This window comes from Amycolatopsis echigonensis, assembly GCF_014174495.1.
Taxonomy (GTDB): domain Bacteria; phylum Actinomycetota; class Actinomycetes; order Mycobacteriales; family Pseudonocardiaceae; genus Amycolatopsis; species Amycolatopsis echigonensis.
The window spans coordinates 49339-66860 of the sequence record NZ_JACJHR010000018.1 but is presented as its reverse complement, the minus strand read 5'-3'; the positions used below and the strand labels follow the sequence as shown (position 1 = coordinate 66860).

15 protein-coding genes are annotated in these 17522 nt (G+C 69.3%); 6 read left to right on the top strand and 9 right to left on the bottom strand.

Annotated features, from left to right (window positions below; genetic code table 11):
* Positions 1-9: 9 nt before the first annotated feature.
* The 4 genes from H5411_RS15050 to H5411_RS15035 are packed head-to-tail and all read right to left on the bottom strand — an operon-like array spanning position 10 to position 5022.
* Positions 10-2295 (bottom strand): FdhF/YdeP family oxidoreductase, encoded by a 2286-nt coding sequence (locus H5411_RS15050; protein WP_101433911.1) that lies wholly within the window; start codon positions 2293-2295, stop codon positions 10-12.
* Between the two features lie 37 nt (positions 2296-2332).
* Positions 2333-3466, bottom strand: coding sequence for an aromatic ring-hydroxylating oxygenase subunit alpha (locus H5411_RS15045; RefSeq protein WP_101433912.1), 1134 nt, complete (start codon positions 3464-3466; stop codon positions 2333-2335).
* Positions 3467-3505: 39 nt separating this feature from the next.
* Positions 3506-4681, bottom strand: a complete 1176-nt coding sequence (locus H5411_RS15040) for an NAD(P)/FAD-dependent oxidoreductase (RefSeq protein ID WP_101433913.1) — start codon at positions 4679-4681, stop codon at positions 3506-3508.
* On the bottom strand, positions 4681-5022 hold the full coding sequence (locus H5411_RS15035) for a bifunctional 3-phenylpropionate/cinnamic acid dioxygenase ferredoxin subunit (protein ID WP_101433914.1): 342 nt from the start codon (positions 5020-5022) through the stop codon (positions 4681-4683). The genes H5411_RS15040 and H5411_RS15035 overlap by 1 nt, the downstream gene beginning before the upstream one ends.
* A gap of 122 nt (positions 5023-5144) precedes the next feature.
* Between H5411_RS15035 and H5411_RS15030 the strand changes: the two genes are divergently transcribed.
* Positions 5145-5909 (top strand): IclR family transcriptional regulator, encoded by a 765-nt coding sequence (locus H5411_RS15030; protein WP_101433915.1) that lies wholly within the window; start codon positions 5145-5147, stop codon positions 5907-5909.
* 179 nt (positions 5910-6088) lie between these two features.
* Entirely contained in the window at positions 6089-7525 is a 1437-nt protein-coding gene (locus H5411_RS15025; protein WP_244194460.1) for an MFS transporter, read from the top strand.
* A 115-nt stretch (positions 7526-7640) separates the two neighbouring features.
* Here the strand turns inward: H5411_RS15025 and H5411_RS15020 are convergent, their stop codons facing one another.
* A complete protein-coding gene (locus H5411_RS15020) occupies positions 7641-8339 on the bottom strand; it encodes a hypothetical protein (RefSeq protein ID WP_312878278.1) in 699 nt (232 codons plus the stop codon).
* Positions 8340-8877: 538 nt separating this feature from the next.
* Here H5411_RS15020 and H5411_RS15015 point away from each other — a divergent pair.
* Both H5411_RS15015 and H5411_RS15010 read left to right on the top strand, forming a co-directional pair.
* A complete protein-coding gene (locus tag H5411_RS15015) occupies positions 8878-9234 on the top strand; it encodes a hypothetical protein (protein WP_183124136.1) in 357 nt (118 codons plus the stop codon).
* 80 nt (positions 9235-9314) lie between these two features.
* Complete coding sequence (locus H5411_RS15010; protein ID WP_183124135.1) at positions 9315-9752, top strand: hypothetical protein; 438 nt, start codon at positions 9315-9317, stop codon at positions 9750-9752.
* A 119-nt stretch (positions 9753-9871) separates the two neighbouring features.
* On the opposite strand, the gene H5411_RS48940 is transcribed toward H5411_RS15010, so the two are convergent.
* A complete protein-coding gene (locus tag H5411_RS48940; protein WP_101433918.1) occupies positions 9872-10861 on the bottom strand; it encodes an AraC family transcriptional regulator in 990 nt (329 codons plus the stop codon).
* Between the two features lie 131 nt (positions 10862-10992).
* Here H5411_RS48940 and H5411_RS15000 point away from each other — a divergent pair, with 131 nt between their 5' ends.
* Positions 10993-11841: an NmrA family NAD(P)-binding protein gene (locus H5411_RS15000; protein WP_101433919.1), complete on the top strand. Its 849-nt coding sequence runs from the start codon at positions 10993-10995 to the stop codon at positions 11839-11841.
* Between the two features lie 341 nt (positions 11842-12182).
* Positions 12183-13577 (top strand): methyltransferase domain-containing protein, encoded by a 1395-nt coding sequence (locus H5411_RS14995; RefSeq protein ID WP_158242430.1) that lies wholly within the window; start codon positions 12183-12185, stop codon positions 13575-13577.
* Positions 13578-14109: 532 nt separating this feature from the next.
* On the opposite strand, the gene H5411_RS14990 is transcribed toward H5411_RS14995, so the two are convergent.
* From H5411_RS14990 to H5411_RS14980, 3 genes are all read right to left on the bottom strand, one after another.
* Positions 14110-14883 carry an SMP-30/gluconolactonase/LRE family protein gene (locus H5411_RS14990; RefSeq protein ID WP_158242431.1) on the bottom strand — a complete coding sequence of 258 codons (774 nt, stop codon included), beginning with the start codon at positions 14881-14883 and terminating at the stop codon, positions 14110-14112.
* Positions 14884-15305: 422 nt separating this feature from the next.
* The gene (locus H5411_RS14985) at positions 15306-16457 is read right to left on the bottom strand and encodes a DUF3592 domain-containing protein (protein ID WP_183124134.1); all 1152 of its coding nucleotides are present in this window, start codon (positions 16455-16457) and stop codon (positions 15306-15308) included.
* A 9-nt stretch (positions 16458-16466) separates the two neighbouring features.
* On the bottom strand, positions 16467-17471 hold the full coding sequence (locus H5411_RS14980; RefSeq protein ID WP_183124133.1) for an RNA polymerase subunit sigma-70: 1005 nt from the start codon (positions 17469-17471) through the stop codon (positions 16467-16469).
* Between the last annotated feature and the right edge of the window lie 51 nt (positions 17472-17522).

Below are 17522 nucleotides of genomic sequence, written 5' to 3'. Positions count from 1 at the left end.
ACCTGCTCCTTACTCGACGGGTCGAACGGGTTCGAGCCGGACCACGACCGACTTGGACGTCGGCGTGCCGGACTCCAGGGCTTGCGAATCGAGCGGGACGAGCGGATTGGTCTCCGGGTAGTACGCGGCGGCGCACCCCTTCGGCGTGTCGTAGGCGACGAGGCGGAACCGCGGCGCCCGGCGTTCGCCGTCCGGCCACTCCGAGACCAGGTCGACGTGGTCTCCGTCGCGCAACCCCAGCTCGCGCAGGTCCGCCTCGTTCACGAAGACCACCCGGCGTCCGGAGCGGATGCCCCGGTAGCGGTCGTCCAGCCCGTAAACGGTGGTGTTGAACTGGTCGTGGCTGCGCAGCGTCTGGAGGATGAGCCGGCCCTCCGGCACGGTCAGCACCTCGAGCGGGCTGACCGTGAACACCGCTTTGCCTTCGGGGGTGGGAAAGGTCCGCGTGTCGCGCGGCGGATGCGGAAGCGTGAAAGCGGCGTGCCGGCTGATTTTCTCTTCGTATCCTTCGCAGCCGGGCACCACGCGGCCGATGCGCTCGCGGATCCGCGCGTAATCGGCGGCGAATTCCGGCCACGGAATGCCGTACCGGTCGCCGAGCGCGGCGTATGCCATTCCGCAGACGATCGCCACCTCCGACCGCAGCAGCGGCGCGGCCGGTTTCGCCCGCCCGCGGGACGCGTGGACGACCGACATTGAGTCTTCGACGGTGACCCGCTGCACGATGCCGCCGGTGTGGTCCTGTTCGGTGCGGCCGAGCGCGGGCAGGATCAGGGCGTCCTTGCCCGCGGCAAGGTGGCTCCGGTTCAGCTTGGTGGAGATCTGCACAGTCAGCGCGGCGGACCGCAGAGCCGCTTCGGTGACCGCGGTGTCGGACATCGCCTCGGCGAAGTTGCCGCCCAGCCCGACAAACACCTTCGCGCGCCCGTCCCGGAGCGCGCGCACCGCGTCGGCGGCGTCGTGCCCGTGCTCGCGCGGCGGCTCGAAGCCGAACTCCGCACCCAGTGCGTCCAAAAAGGACTCCGGAGGCTTTTCCCAGATGCCCATCGTGCGGTCGCCCTGGACGTTGGAATGGCCGCGCACCGGACACAGCCCGGCACCGGGCTTGCCGATCATTCCGCGCATCAGGGCGACGTTCACGATCTCGCCCACGGTGGCGACCGCGTTGCGGTGCTGGGTGATCCCCATCGCCCAGCAGTGCACGGTGCGCTGAGACTCGGCCATCATCGCCGCGGCCGCTTCGATCTCCTCGCGAGCCAACCCAGTGGCGGCGACGACCTCGTCCCAGTCGACGCCGCGGACGTGCTTTTCCCAGGCTTCCCAGCCGGTGGTCGACTGCCGGACGAACTCGCGGTCGACGATCGTGCCGGGATTCGCGTCCTCGGCCTCCAGCAGCAGCCGGGCGACGCCGCGCCACAGGGCCAGGTCGCCGTTCGACCGGATCCGCAGATACCGGTCGGCGAGGCCGGTGCCGATCGTCAGCCCCCGCGGGGTCTGCGGATTGTTGAACTTGAGCAGCCCGGCCTCGCGCAGCGGGTTGACCGCGAGGATCTTGGCGCCGTTGCGCTTGGCCTTTTCCAGCGCGGACAGCATCCGCGGGTGGTTCGTGCCCGGGTTCTGGCCGGAGATCACGATCAAGTCGGCCTCGTGCAGGTCCTGGAGGGTCACCGTGCCCTTGCCGACGCCGATCGTGCGGGCGAGGCCGACGGACGTCGACTCGTGGCACATGTTCGAGCAGTCCGGCAGGTTGTTGGTGCCGAATGCGCGGGCGAACAGCTGATAGACGAACGCGGCTTCATTCGAGGCCCGGCCGGACGTGTAGAAGAGCGCCTCGTCCTGGGACTCGAGTGCACGCAAATGCTCGCCCACGAGCGCGAACGCGTCAGCCCAGGAGATCGGCTCGTAGTGGTCGGCACCGTCCCGGCGCACCATCGGGTGCGCCAGCCGGCCCTGGCTTTCCAGCCAGTACCCGCTCCGGCCGGCCAGCTCGGAGATCGAATGCCGGGCGAAGAAGTCCGGGCCGACGGTGTCGCGCTGCCCCTCCCACGAGACAGCTTTCGCGCCGTTCTCGCAGAACTCCGCGGTGTGCCGGCCCTCCAGCGGATCCGGCCACGCGCAGGACATGCAGTCGAATCCGTCGACCTGGTTGAGCGACAACAGGTTCTTCGCCGATTTCGCCGGCCCCATCTGGGCCAGCGCGCGGCGGAGCGAAACCCGGACCGCCTTCAGCCCCGCCGCGTGCGTCGCCGGCGGGCGGACTGTCAATCCGGCTTCTTCGGGGTATTCGTCGGACACCGTCGACCTCGGACCTCTCCGTGTTTCCCGCTCGCCGTCAGCTGATCGCCGCGGCGGCCCAGTCCCGGAACTCGCCGATGTGGTGCTCGGACGGGACGAGCACGCCGCCCTTGGCGTAGGCCTTCGAGGACATCGCCGGCTGGCACCGTTCGCAGGCGTCGAAGTCCTGCTGGTTCACCCGGTGGAAGAGCTCGACCGAATGCGCCAGGTCCGCGCCGCTGTCGACGACCTCCTGCGGGTACAGCCAGTCGCATTCGACGATCGTGCGGTCGACCGCCATCGGGTACATCCGGTGGAAGATCACGTGGTCGGGCACCAGGTTGATGAACACCTGCGGGTTGACGGTGATCGCGTAGTAGCGGCGGTCGTGGTTCTCGCCGACGCCGGACAGGGTGTCGAAGCCGGCCCGGCCGTCGACGGTGAACCCGGCGACCTCGTCTCCGAATTCCGCGCCGTGGCCCACGTAGTACTGCGCCGCGTACCCGTCGGCGAACTCCGGCAGGACCTCGGTGAGCTCCGGGTGGATCGTCGCGCAGTGATAGCACTCCATGAAGTTCTCGACGATCAGCTTCCAGTTCGCCTTGACGTCGTAGACGATCCGGCGGCCGACGACGAGGGTGTCGATGCCCCAGCCGTCGATCGCCGCCGGGTCCCCCAGCCGGGCGGTCACCGCGCCCTGCACCGTCTCCTCGAAGGAAGGCGGCTCGTCGGCGAGGCACACCCAGGCAGTGCCGAGCCATTCCCGCAGCGCGACCGGGATCAGCCCGTATTCCTTCCGGTCCACGTCCGCCATCGAGTTGAGATTCGGCGCGGCGACGAGCGAACCGTCGAGCCCGTAGGTCCACGCGTGGTAGGGGCACTGCAGGTTCCGGCGGACGCTGCCGGAGTCCTCCACGCACAACTGGGCACCGCGGTGGCGGCAGACGTTGAGGAAGGCGCGCAGAGCGCCGTCGCGGCCGCGCACGAGCAGCACGCTTTCGCCGCCGACGTCGACCTTCCGGAAATTCCCGGCGGTCGGCAGGTCCGAACCGCGCGCGACCGCGAACCAGTGCGCTTGGAAGATCCGCGACTGTTCGAGTTCGAAGATCGCGGGATCGGTGTAGTGCGCGCCCGGCAGCGTCGGGATGAGGCTCGACCCGGTCTGCTCCGGGCGGGTTTCGACAGAGCTCATGTGCGGTCCTTCTGTGCGTGGGAGAAGAGTTCGGGGGGTTCAGAGCCGTGCCGCGCGCGGGGCGGCCAGCTGCCGGCGCCAGCGCCCGAACGAGCGGACCCGGCCGATGGCCAGCACCGCGACCGGATCGCCGTCCCGATCGCGGTAGAGCGCGAGGAAATCGAAGGAGTCCGGGTCGCCTTCGACCACTTCGACCCGCGCGGCGCGGCCGCGGTGCCCGGCGAACTGGATGCGGTGGCCGTACTGATCCGACCAGAAATAGGGCACTTCGTGATGCGCCGGCGCGGTGTGCTCCTGACCGAGGAGGGCGGCGGCCGCGGCGGACGGTTGCTGCACCGCATTGGTCCAGTGTTCGAGCCGCGTCGCCGCACCGATCAGCGTCCGGTGCGACTTCGCGCAGTCGCCGACCGCGAACACGCCGGGGACGGAGGTAGCGCCGCGGGCGTCGGTGACCACCCCGTCGTCGAGCTCGAGTCCGGAGCCGGCGAGCCACTCCACCTGGGGTGCCGCACCGATGCCGAGGAGCACCACGTCCGCCGGCAACTCGGTGCCATCGGTCAGCCGGACGCCGGTCGCCTGCGGAGACCCCGTCACCTCGGCCAGACCGGCACCGGTGCGCAGCCGGACGCCCCGGGTGGCGTGGAGCCGGGCGCACACCGCGCCCATCTCCGCGCCCAGCGGCTTCTCCAGCGGGACCGGGGCGGCCTCGACCACATCGACCTCGACGCCGAGCGCGGCTGCGGTCGACGCCACCTCCGAGCCAATGAAGCCGGCGCCGATGACCACGAGCCGGGCACCGGGAACCAGCGCCTTGCGCAAGGCGAGCGCGTCGTCGAACGTCCGGAGAGTGTGGACTCCGTCGGGCACCGGGCCCGGCAGTTCGCGCGCCCGTGCCCCGGTCGCCACGACGACGCCGTCCGAGACGATGCGCTCGCCGCCCTCGAGAACGACCGCCCGCTCGGCGGCGTCGAGCGAAACGGCCCGGCAGCCGAGCCGCCACTCCGCTGCAAGCGACTCGTCTTCCGGAGTCGCCAGCGCCAGGTCGGCCTCGGAGGCGGTGCCGGCGAGGAATTCCTTCGACAGCGGCGGCCGGTCGTACGGGGCGTGCGGTTCGTCCCCGACGACGACGAGCCGTCCTTCGAACCCCTTGTCCCGCAACGCCCTCGCCGCGCTGAGACCGGCGAGCGAGGCGCCGACGATGGTCACCGCACGCATCAGACGGCCTCGGCCACGAGCGTTCCGGCGGCCGGCGCGGTGGCGGGCACGTTCACATAGAGCAGGCCGTCGGACACGACCACCTCGTGGGTCCGCACCGGCCGGCGCGCCGGCGGCCCGCTCGGCACACCGGTCCGCAAGTCGAAACACGCTGCGTGCAAAGGACATTCGACCGCGCACCCCTCGACCCAGCCGTCCGAAAGGGACGCGTCCTGATGGGTGCACGTGTCGTCGATCGCGTAGAACTCGCCCTCGACGTTGAAGACCGCGATCGGGACCTCGGCCTCGATCCGGACGGACTCTCCGTCGGGGAGGTCGGACACCGCGCCGGCACAGATCATCGCTCGACTCCTGTTGCGTATTGCGGAACGCGTGACACTATCCGCAACACACGATGAGGCAGCCGCCCCCATCCGTCAACGATGGATTTCCTGCTTCGCCCACCCGGACGAGGAGTTGCGCAATGAACAACACCGAGCCGCGCTCGACCACCCAGGCCGTCGAAAGAGCACTGTCGATCCTGGTGCTGCTGGCCCGGAACGGGCCGTCCCGACTGACCGATCTGGCCCGCGAAATAGGCGTGCACAAGTCGACCGCGTCGCGGATGATGTCGGCGCTCGAACGGTTCCGGCTCGTCGAGCAGACCGGGAACCGGGGCCGGTACCGGCTCGGCTTCGGGATCGTCCGGCTCGCCGGGGCGACTGCCACGCAACTGGACATCGCGCGCGAAAGCCGCCCGGTCTGCGTCCGCCTCGCCGCCGAACTCCGCGGCACCGTGAGCCTGAGCGTCCGGGAAGCAGACGGCGTCACCGCCGTCGTCCAAGAGCCGGAGACGGAACGCAACTGGATCGGCCTGCGCGCGCCGCTGCACGCGACCGCGAGCGGGAAAGTCCTGCTCGCCAGTTTCGGCTTCGAAGAACTCGGCGAAATGCTCGAGCGGCCGCGCGAACGCTTCACCCCGCACACCATCACCGCACCCGGCGTGCTGCTCGCCGATCTGAACCGGACGCGCGACCGCGGCTGGGCGGCGACGAGCGGGGAACTCGAACCGGACCTCAACTCGGTCGCCGTCGCGGTGCGCGGACCAGGCGGCCGGATCGTCGGCGCGCTCAGCGTGTCAGCCGGAAAAACATCCTTGCGCCCCAGGGATTTCCGCGAGGTCGCGCGAATTCTCGCCGACGGCGCCGAAGAGATCCTCGAGCGCCTCCACCGCTTCGCGGACGCCTGATCCGAACCCGCCGGTAACCCCACTGTCCTCAATGGACGCTTCGCGGACGCCCTTGACCAGCCGTGACACACCTAATAGCGTCAATAGATATATCAGCCGCCTCATGACTCAAGGACGATCATGAATCCCTGCCGCTGCACGCCGCCCGAATCCATGACCGGCCGAACGGAGGAAACGCGGTGACCGCGGCACCGGAGGGCCCCGGAGGGACCGTCGGCGCGATCGCGATCGAAGACGAGAAAACGATCCGCCGAGCCTCGATGGCCGCCGCGGTCGGCAATGTCGCCGAATGGTACGACTTCGGCATTTATTCCTATCTCGCCGCCATCGCGCTGGACCGGGTTTTCTTCCCCGAAGCAGGAAGCTGGGCGCCGGTGCTCACACTCGCCACGTTCGCCGCGGCGTTCCTGGTCCGCCCGCTCGGCGGGTTCATCCTGGGCCCGCTCGGCGACCGGATCGGCCGCACCCGGGTGCTGTCCGCGACCGTCCTCCTGATGGCGGGCGCCACGCTTCTGCTCGGGCTCGTGCCCAGCTACGGCACGATCGGGATCGCCGCGCCGCTGATCGTGCTGTTCATCCGGATGCTGCAAGGCTTCTCCGCCGGCGGCGAATACGCCGGAGCGCTCACCCTGGTCGCCGAGTACGCCCCGGACCGCCGCCGCGGCTTCTTCGGCAGCTGGCTGGAATTCGGCACCCTGGTCGGCTACACGCTCGGCGCAGGGATCAGCGCCCTGCTGATCACCGTGCTGCCGCAGGACGACCTGCTGGCGTGGGGCTGGCGGATCCCGTTCATGATCGCGCTCCCGGTCGGCGCGGTCGGGATCTACCTCCGGCTGCGGCTCGAAGAGACTCCGGCGTTCCGCCAGCTGATGCGCCGGTCGCCGGCCATGGCCACCATGTCGCTGCGCCGGATGTTCCGCGTCCTGCTCACGAAACACCGGTCGGAGGCCTGGATCGCGGGCGGTCTCGTCATCGCCTGGAACGTCACCAACTACGTGCTGACGAACTACGTGCCGACCTACCTCACCGGCACGCTCCCCAGCCACGGCGTGACCGGCACCAGCGAGTCGGTGTCGAGCACGCTGCAGGTGATCGTCATGATCGCGATGCTCGCCGTGATCCTCTTCGTCGGCAAGCTGAGCGACCGCATCGGCCGCAAACCGATCCTGCTCACCGGCAGTCTCTTGCTCGTCGTCGCCGGCCTTCCCTCGGTCTGGCTGCTGCGCCACGGTCTGGCCGGACAGGTCGCCGGTCTGTTCATCATGGGCTTCACCCTGCTGTGCTTCGCCGCCGTGACACCGTCCACTTTGCCCGCTCTGTTCCCGACCTTCATCCGCTACGGCAGCCTGTCGATCATCTTCAACATCTTCGTCTCCGCGTTCGCCGGCACCGCCCCGACTGTCATCGGTGTCGCGGTGACCGGCACCGGCAACCTGGACTGGCCGGGCTACTACCTGATCGGAGCCGGCGTGATCGGACTCCTGGCCACGCTGTCCCTGAAGGAGCCAGCCGGCCGCGCCCTGCCGGGTTCGGCACCTCTCGCCTCCACCTCGGAGCTGCTCACGCCGGACCAGGCGACCGGCGGAGTTCCAGTCGAAGATCCGTCCGCGCGTTGACGGCGCCTTCACTGGAACTCCGGCGGTTGGCCTCCCGGCCGGGAAGCTCGACGTTCCTGAACGGGACCGGTTCCCCCGGATCCGGACGGTTCCGGGGGAACCCGGCAGGCAGCGACTACTCGCCGGTGTCGTCTCCCCGCTGCCCTTTGACACATTTGTGGGGGTCGGCGCGCAGGCACACGGTTCCGCCGTTGACGCGCAACCCGGCGTCGTCGAACGCGGTGGTCCAGGAATGCGCGATCGCGGTCTGCGCGGTGGTCAACGGAATCAGGCCGCTGCAGACGGCGTCCTTGAGCTTGTTCTCGACCGCGTCCTTCGGGTTGGGGATCTTCCCCGGCTCGACCCACAGATTGCGCGGGTCGTCCGGCGCGCCCCCGAGCTCGAGCGAGACGAGATGGTCGTACTCGCCGGTCGCACCCGGCTGGAGGCTGTAAGCCTTCGCCGTGGCCGCCTTCATGCTGTTGGTCTTGGACGTCGGAGGCCGCACGGTCTTGGTCCAGCCGCTCTTGCACACCGTGGACCCGATGTCCGCCTGGTTCACCTGCGGATTCACCGCCCCGGGCGTGCAGGCCGGATCCGGGACCGGCTGCCCGTTGCGGCTGCCCAGACGACACGAGCCCGTGCCCGGCACCGGGGTCGAGGAGTTCCCGGCGGCCAGGCCCGCATGGTCGCCGGCCAGGCTCGGCGATTCGCCGCCCGCGGCCTGGTGGCCTGAGCTATGGCTCGACGTGCACGCGGCGCACGCCAGCACCCCCGCCGCGACGACACCAGCCAGACGAACCGCCCTAGCCGGACGAAAACCCTTATTCCGCACGCTTTTCCCTTCCTGCCGGAGGCGTCCCTGCCCGTCCGGGACGCCAGCCGGCACAGACTCTCCGACGCGACGCGATCCGCGTGGGCGCGACACGCGGCGTCGGCGGAATCCCACCCGCGTCACAAAGCCCACGTGACTCTTCCGTCACCGCGCGGCGAGCTGAGCCGTCGACGAGACGGACGGGCACCAGCCGGGAAGCCCGGATGATCGCTGCCGGATGGACCGTCACGGGCGCCGCGCGGCAGCGGAAGCGGCTGCCAGCACAGCCGGTCGTCACCGATGCCACTCCGCATGAAACTGCCGACGCGCTTCTTCGCGGGCTACCCCGGGTGTCTCGCGGCCGGGAGAGAATACCCAGGCGAGCGATTCAGCGGCTTCGAATATCGACGGCGGCGCTATGACGGGTATCGAGCCGCCGCCGGGGTGACCCCGTTCGCGTCCGAATGGTTGCCCATTCCTGTCGCATAACCAACACTCGGTTGCACTGGTCCCCGCACCGGAGAATTGCCTTGAATTCACCAGCAGGGAAAGGACAATCATGCAGATCAGGAAATTGGCGGCGGCAGGTGCGATCGCCGCGGCGGCCGCGGGCATGTTCGCGTTCGGCGGGGGCACCGCGTCGGCGGCGACGCTTCCGACCCCGCCCGGAAATAACAATCTCAACGGCGCTCCGTGGCAGATCTGCGGTTCGAACACGCCGATCGTGGGCGGGTTGCTGGGAGCCGGCTCGGGCGCGACCTCCGGGAATTGCCGGAATGCGTACACGCCCTCCGGGACCAACGCGAATGTGCTGCCGTGGCAGATTTGCGGCTCGAACACGCCGATTGTCGGCGGCGGCGTGCTCGCGGGATCGCCCGCGAAGAGCGGCGACTGCACGAACGCTTCGGTCAACTGACACACACCCACAGCGGGCGCGGGCGGCCCGAGTATTTCCACCGATTCGGGCCGCCCCGCACCCGGCAGAAAGGGATTGCCATGAAACGCGCAGTCACCGCCCTCGCACTAACCCTCGGGAGCGCCGCCGCGGGACTCCTGCTCGCGCAGTCGCCCGCTTCGGCCGCCAACGTGAACGGAGTACCGCTGCAGATCTGCGGCAGCAGCGCGCCGATCGGCACGATCGGCGGCTCCGCGTCGTCGGGCCGGTGCGCCAACGCGGACGGCGGAAATCCGAACATCTCGGCCGCGCCCGTGCAGGTATGCGGATACAGCGTGCCCGTGGTCGGCGGCCCCGCGTCCGCACGGGAATGCGACAACGGCGGCGAGCCCGGACGTCCCGGCACGAGCCTGCTGCCGGTGCAGGTGTGCGGCGCGACCGCCGCGATCGGCAGCACCCGGATCCCGGTGCCCAGCGGCCCAGTCGGCTCCCCTCGCTGCTACAACGCCCCGTCGGCCCTGCAAACCCTCGCACCGTGACCAGCTCCGAGCGCGCGGTTTCTTTCAAAACCCCCAGGCGGTGAATCCGTAGCGTCGGTGCCGTTGGTTCCCCGATTTTGGTGAGGCACCGTTGGCCGATCCGCGAAGGCAACCACGGGTCACTGCCGCGTATCAGCGGAATCCTCCTGGCTATGGTGCATCGCCCGATAACGACCGGGAGCGTGACCGACGACCCGTTTGAAAGCACGAGCGAACGCGAATTCCGAGTCGTAACCCACCTTCCGGGCGATCTGGCGCAGCGGGGCTTGGCCCTCGCGCAGCAGGCGGGCGGCCACGGTCATCCGCCAGATACCGAGGTATTCCATCGGCGTGTGCCCGGTCGTCGACGTGAAGCGGCGACTGAACCGGGCACGCGGGACGCCGACGGCGCGCGCGAGCGCCTCCACGGTCCAGGGTCTGCCGGGGTCGTCGTGCAAGAGCGCGAGCGCGGGGCCCACCGCGGGGTCGTGGAGCGCGCGGGCCCACCCGGCCGGCTGATCAGGCTGGTCAAGGAACCAGGACCGCAAAGTGTAGGTGAACAGCAGGTCGAGCAGCGAAGCCACCACGGCGGGCGTGCCGCGGCCGGCGTGGTCGACCTCGGTGGTGAGCAAGTGCACGGCGGCGGCGAGGCTGGTGCCGCGCATCTGGCCCGCCGTGACATGCACGACGTCGGGCAAGGAGGCGATGAACGGGTGCTGCGGCGTCCGTTCGACCAGGTACGCGCCGCAGACCAGAACGGTCTCGGGACCGTCGCCGTCGATGACGAGATCGGTGGACGACAGCTCCTCCAGGTCGGCGCCGAACAGCTCTCGCACCGTGGGAGCCGGCCGGCCTGGGGTGTCGGCGACAACGTGTCCGGCACCGGACGGCAGCAACGCGACATCACCCTGGGCGAGATGCAGAGGCTGTCCGCCGTCGGGGACGAGCACGAGGGAACCGGCGATCACGACGTAGATGGTGGCGATCGACCGCGACTCGAACGCGATGCCCCAGGGGGCGCGCACCAGCGCCCTTCCGTAGACAACGCCGCCGCGGCGGAGGGCGGCGACGACGTGGCCCACGACGTCGGCCACCTGGTCGCGCTCACGACCGGCTGCTTTCGCCGTCACCCGCTATACCCGATTCGCTCTGGCACGGCGCCGATCGGATATGAATCTGTCGAGAGCTGTCATGGCGTGCGTCGATAACCCGTTCATATGGTGCTGTGGTTGCCGATTCGACCCTACCGTGTGAGGAACGCGTGTCTGCCACAGTTCTTGTTCTCGGCGCGACCGGCCGCACCGGAGGCCGGGTGGTGTCGTTGCTGGCCGAGCGGGGACACGCGATCCGGGTGCCGAGCCGAACCCCGAGGTGCCCGGAGGGTCCGGTGACGCCGGTCCGCTTCGACTGGAGCGACCCGGCGACCTACCCGCCCGCGCTGGAAGGCGTGGACGCGGTCTACCAGTGGTTGCCGACCAGCTCCGACCCCACGACGCAGGTCGCGGCGCTGCTGGACGACGCCAAGGCCGCCGGGGTGCGCAGAGTGGTCCACCTGTCCGCCGCGACGGCGCATCTGTGCGGTGAGGACTTCCCGCTGCACCGGGTGGAGCGATTCCTCGAAACCGGGCCGGTGCCCGCGACGATTCTGCGCCCCAACGTCTTCGCCGAGAACTTCTCCGAACACCCCGCGATCGTGCGGGGCATCCGCACCGGTGTCGTCGCGGTCCCCGCGGGCGACGGCCGGGTCGCGCCGATCTCCGTCGAGGACATCGCCGCCGCGGCCGCGGTCGCCCTGACCCAAGACGGCCACCAGCACAAGACGTACTCGCTCACCGGACCTGATTCACTGTCCTTTTCAGACATGGCCGCGATCGTGGGCGATGCCGCCGGAAAGCCCGTGCGGTATCAAGCGATGGACCCGGACGCATTCCGCGAAGCCATGCTCGGCGGCGGCACGCCTGGTCGGGTCGCCGATTTCTACGCCACCATGTACGAAGGCATCCGCAACGACTCGGCCGCCGCCGTGACCGACGACGTCCAGCGCATCACCGGCCGGCCGCCAGTCTCCTTCGCCGACTACGCCCGCGCCGCGGCCGACCTCTGGCGCTGACCAGTGCAACCGGGACTGCCGGAGAAGACGCCGACAGAACTCCTTCCCGCGAGGCCGCATACAACAGCTCCGCACCCGACAGCCGAAACTTACGGCCGCGCCGACGATCACGCGTCCACCCCAAGGCCGACGCCTTCCAGGTGCACGCACAGTGCGGTCCAGAGGGCGTCCAGGCTGTTCGTCATAAACCACCTCCGTCCGCGCCCAAGGCAACAACGCACCCGAAGATCCGTTTGAGGACTCAATCGTCTAGTCGGTTCGATCAACACGGGTTGAGCGATGCGACCGACGGCAACCCGCCTCCCTTGTGCGTTGACGCCGCAGCGTCAACTATGAGCGGCATGAAGCAATGGGAAGCAGTAGACGCCGGGTGGGGGCGGCTGGCCGCGGATTTCGCGACGCTGTCCGAACCGTCGAACGTCCGCGAATACGTCGGACTGCACCATGCTCTGGGGGTGGCCGTCGGCGACCGCCTGCTGGACCTCGCCTGCGGCGCCGGGCTGGCGCTCGAACTCGCCTCGCTGCGCGGCGCCCAGGTCGCCGGCATCGACGCCTCGCCGAGACTGGTCGCGGTGGCGCGCGACCGGAACCCTGACGGCGACGTCCGCGTCGGAGACATGAACGAGCTGCCCTGGGACAGCGCGAGCTTCGACGTGGTGACGAGCTTTCGCGGCATCTGGGCCACCACTCCGAACGCGATGGCCGAGGCACTGCGCGTGCTCAAGCCGGGCGGCCGATTCGGCATGACCGTGTGGGGGCACATCAAGGCTTCGCCCGGAGCCTGGTCGCTGAGCCCGTTCACCCTTGCCGCGGAGCCGCAGGTCCGGAACCAGGCTGACATGAATCAGATGGGCAGACCCGGCGTCGGCGAGCGGCTGCTCGCGGACGCCGGCTTCGCTGACATCGAGCGCCTCGACATCCCGTTCGTATGGGAGTTCGCCGATCCCGAGCAGTTCGCGCGTGCGCTGGCCTCGACCGGGCCGGCCTACGAAGCGATCGAGCAGGTCGGCGCGGAGGAATTCCACCGGAGGTGCGTGGAACTCGCGGCCGGGCACGTCCGCGACGGTCTGCCGCTGCGGGCGAAGATCAACGTCGCGGGATTCACCGCGAGGCGCCCCGTGGAGGTGCCCGAATCGTACGAGGGTGACTTCACCGGCTCCTTCCTCGGTTGGTACCCCCCGAGCGAGTACGCCGAGCAGTCGCGGCAGGCAGACCTCGACGAGGACGGCTTCGTCTGGACGGTGACCAAGCTCTGGGCGCGCATGCCGGGCGCGTTCGACGACCTGTTCGCGCTGCAGCGAAGCGCCGCGAAGTTCGGCGGCCTCTCGCTTCGCCAGCGCGGGGTGCTCACCACCGCCATGGCCGCCACCCTCGGCGACTCGGCCTGCGCGTACGCGTGGGGCGGCAAGTACGCCAAGTGGGCGGACGACCCCGACGTGCCGGCAAGCGCCCTGCGCGGGGACGACGACGCGCTGCCGCCGGACGAGAAGGCGCTCGCCGGGTGGGCGCGCAAGGTCGTACGAGACCCGAACGCGACCACCTCCGCCGACGTCGACGACCTCCGCCGCGCCGGCTTCACCGATGACCAGATCTTCGCCGCGACACTGTTCTTGGTGCTCCGGCTGGCATTCTCGAGTTTCAACGACGCCCTCGGGCTGCGGCTCGACCAGGCAGTCGTCGACAAGCTCCCCGCCGCGGTCCGCGATGCCGTCACCTGGGGCCGCGCCCCCATCTGACGGCGCTGGGCGAGGCGATCAGGACACGGGACGCACCGGTCCCACCGAGCCGCGCCAGACCGGCACGCGCCGTCGAGGATCCCAACAACGCCGACAACAGCTTCCGATCACCGCCACGAAGCCCCAGCGCAGGCACGCATCATCGACCCATCGACGGCGGACAATCCATAGCGGATGCGCCGCGGGCCCTCATCTGTCTGGTGCGCACGACGCTGCCAGCAGCACCGTGCTGACCGACAGGCAACTCCGGACCAAAGGCGGTTCTGGGCATCGCGATGGCTGGCGGCGGCATGAGCGGGCAACGGTTCCGGGCGCGGCCGCGGCCCGTCCGCAATGAACTGCTGTCCGGTGCACCGGCACACGGGGCCGCCTGCCAGCACGAACACCGCTGCTCAACCGAAATGATCTCGAACCCGTCAGGCCCACCATTCGGTCGATCGGCAACGCCGTGCTTCACGCGACCGGGCGGCGGATCCGTTCCCCGCCGATCACGCAGGACAAGCGGCTTCAAGACCCGCGCTGGAGGCTGGCTTCAGCCCCCGCCGGTTCGCCTCCTGGCGACCACAAGCGTCTGCGGACCGGTCCCGACGCCGTCGAGTGCGAGTACCCGGCCGCCCCTGGCCGCCGTGACGACCAGTGTGTCCCGCTCGGGGCCCGCGAAACACAGGTTGGTCGGGAAAGTGCCGCGGGGGAAGCGGATCGGCGCGCCGAGCGTGCCGTCGGGATGGATCACGGCGACCTGGTCCGCCTCGGGCAGCGCGGCGTAGAGGCGCTGGGCGGTGTCGAAGGCCAGCCCGTCCGGCCCGCCGGGAACATCGGCGAGCACACCGCCTGGCCGCAGTTCCTGCCCGTCCCAGGTGTATCGCAGCACGCGTCGTTCCCTGGTGGCGGCGAACAACTGCGTGCCGTCGAGGTCGAAGGCGAGCCCGTTGGGGAAGTCGATCCCCCCAGCCACCGGCTCGAGCCGCGTGCTGCGGTCGTGGTACGCGTAGACCAGGCCGGGGCCTTCCTCGTGCGGGCTGCCCGGGTCGGTGAACCAGATCCGTCCGTCCGGCCCGCACACGAGGTCGTTGGGCGCGCGGAGCCCGGGAACGGCAGCATCCTCGGCGGTGTCCCCGTGCAGCGTCTGCAGGTCCGGCGCGACCGGCCGCGCGGACTTGCTGGGACGCACCGATCCGCCGTTCTGGGCGACCCACACCTGGCCGTCCTCGTCCTCGGCCAGCCCGTTGGGGCCGCCACCGGTTTCGATGCGACGGACGATTTCACCGGTGTGCAGGTCCAATTCGAGGACGTTGCCCCGGGACACGCTGGTCAGTCGGAGGCAGACCGACAGGAGATCATCAATCCACTTTGTACTGTCCATCTGGGAATCTCAAGTTCGATTGGACAAAACTCAACGATGTTGTGGTGGTGGCAACGCCATGGAACGGGCTGCGCGGTGGGAGCCGGCCGAGGTCGAGGCGTTCATCGTGTCGCCGTCGACGGCCCGCAACGCCTGAATTCTCTGCGAGTTCATCACTGATGCACGGTACGGCTGGCCGGGCAAGTGCCTGGAACTGTTCGGCTCGGCACCGCAGCAGTCCGACGTCGCGAACAGGTCCGACACGTGAAACCCCCAGGTCAGGAGACGAAATTGCTAGATCGCGGCCGGAAAGGCGTTCTGCCTCCGCACCACTACCACCTACCTGTGGAGCGTGTCCAAAATAGACAATCGAAGAGAACGGCGAATCATCCCGGACCCCGTTTTTCTTTGTCAGTTCTCGATGTGCCTCGAGACCGACGGCGGCGTGAGGATCGGCGAGGTGGCGAAAGTGGGGTCTCCGCTTGCACAGGGACCGCGTACGGACGTTTGCCGCCTTCCCGGGGAAACAGCACGACCATTGTCGAGGCTTCGCCGCCGACCCAGGCCCGCTGCCGTTCCCCGTGTGCGAAGCGCGTCGCCCGGCGGGTCGACAGAACGCCCCCGAGTTCGATCTTGCCGCCCTGGAAGTAGGTTGCGAATATCTGTCCGGTCGGGGTTACCAGGACCGAAGCGGGATGCCAGCCGGTGCGCCGCACTGCCCGATGCCTTCGGACCCAACCCACCGCGGCCCACGCCGCGAACGGAACCCCGCCCAGTCCTGCCAGCAGCGGTTCGACGAACAGCGACAGCTGTACGTCGCTGGTGTTCTCGTCCTCCGGGGTGCGAACCCGCCCAGGATCCTCAGGGTCATAGATGACCGGCACCTCCTGCCCCAGCTCGAAGTCGCGCTTCGTTTCGAGCCTGATCTCGGCCGTCCGCCACGCGTCGCCCACGGGGTAGGTCACATCGATCGTCCAACTGCCTTTGGACGGCTCGGTCACGAAGTACACCCTGGCGGTGACCCGGACACCGGAATCCAGCAGCTCTTGCCCACTAGCCGAACTCCTGACACCTTCCACGATTCCGCCCGCCAGCAGCACGAGGAACACCACCGTGGTCCCGATTGCCCGCCAGGCCGGCACCCCCAGCCGGGACACCTGCGCGGTCAGATCCAGGTCACGGTAGGCGGTTTCGCCCGGACCGGGCGGCACCCAGGTCCTCGCAGGCGGAGCGGTCCTGCCAGTCGCCGTCGCGGTCGCTGTTTCCCGCAACCGTTCTTTGGCTAGTCTGTTCCAGTACGCGGCCTTGACCGCCGTGAAGACAGCCGGCAGGGCAAGCAGCACGAACAACACCGCCGCGCCACCGATGACGTTCACCTCGCCCGGCGACGCACTGCCGTCGGCCAAGCCGACGACCACACCGCCGACGACCACACCACTCGCAATCGTCAAGACAAGGCAGGTACCGAGATGCCAATTCCGAGTTCGCCGATATCTTCGTAAATCCTCGTCGCGGTCAAGACCGGCCCCCAGATCCATCTGTCGAAACTACCGCAGCGAATCGCTGTCATCCACCAGGAACGCGTTGGCGCCAGCGAGTTCGGCCGGGAGTTCGAACAGGCCGAACAGCCGTGGTCCGATGTGGACGTCGATCGCGGCGATGCGGTCGTCCCTGACGGTGACGATTTGGACGGCGAAGGCGCGCAGGGACTTCTGTCGGTCATCGGCGTGGTAGATCGCGAAGGCTGGTGAGCAGTTGGCTTTGACCGGTATGGCCCTGGCGGCGCGGCACGGGTTGGGTTCGCGGAGGAACCACCGCTCGATCTGGGCTCGGCCCGCCAGCCAGAGTCCGTACGGCGGCATGGACAGCGTCGCGTCGTCGTGGAGCAGCGCGGTCAGGGCCGGGATGTCGTACCGCTCGAACGCGTCGACGAAGCGCTCGAGCAGAGCGTGTTGTTCGTCGGTGAGGTCGACCGGCGGCATCAGTTGAGCCGGTTTGTTCGCGAGGCGGTGACGAGCCCGTCGCAACAGCCCGTTTGCGGCGGCGACGGTGATGCCGAGGAGGGCGGCGGTCTCCTGCGCGCTGAGCTTCAGGACGTCGCGCAGGATGAGTGCGGCGCGCTGTGTGGGTGAGAGGCAGTGCAGGGCGGCGACAAAGGCGAGGCGGACCGAATCGTGCAGGACGGCGGTCTCGAGCGGGTCGGTGCCGGGTGGGAGGAGCCAGCGGTCGGGCGCGGGTGCGATCCATCTGCGGTCGTCTGGCTGGCCGAGCGGCGAGCCGGCGTCCCCAGCGCCGGTGACGTCGATCGGGTGTTCTCGCCGGGGCCGCTGCCTGAGCATGTCCAGGCACACGTTGGTCGCGATCCGGAACAGCCACACCCGCAGTGACGAGGTGCCGGCGAACGCATCGTGGCCGCGCCACGCGCGCAGCATCGTCTCCTGAACGGCTTCCTCGGCGTCGAAAGGAGACCCGAGCATCCGGTAGCAGTAGCCCAGTAGTTCGGACCGGTGTCGTGCGTGGATCTCGTTCCAGCTGGTCGTGGTCGTGGTCACGTCACGGGCAACACCCGGCTGCCTGAACGGATTCCCGACGGGCGGTCAATT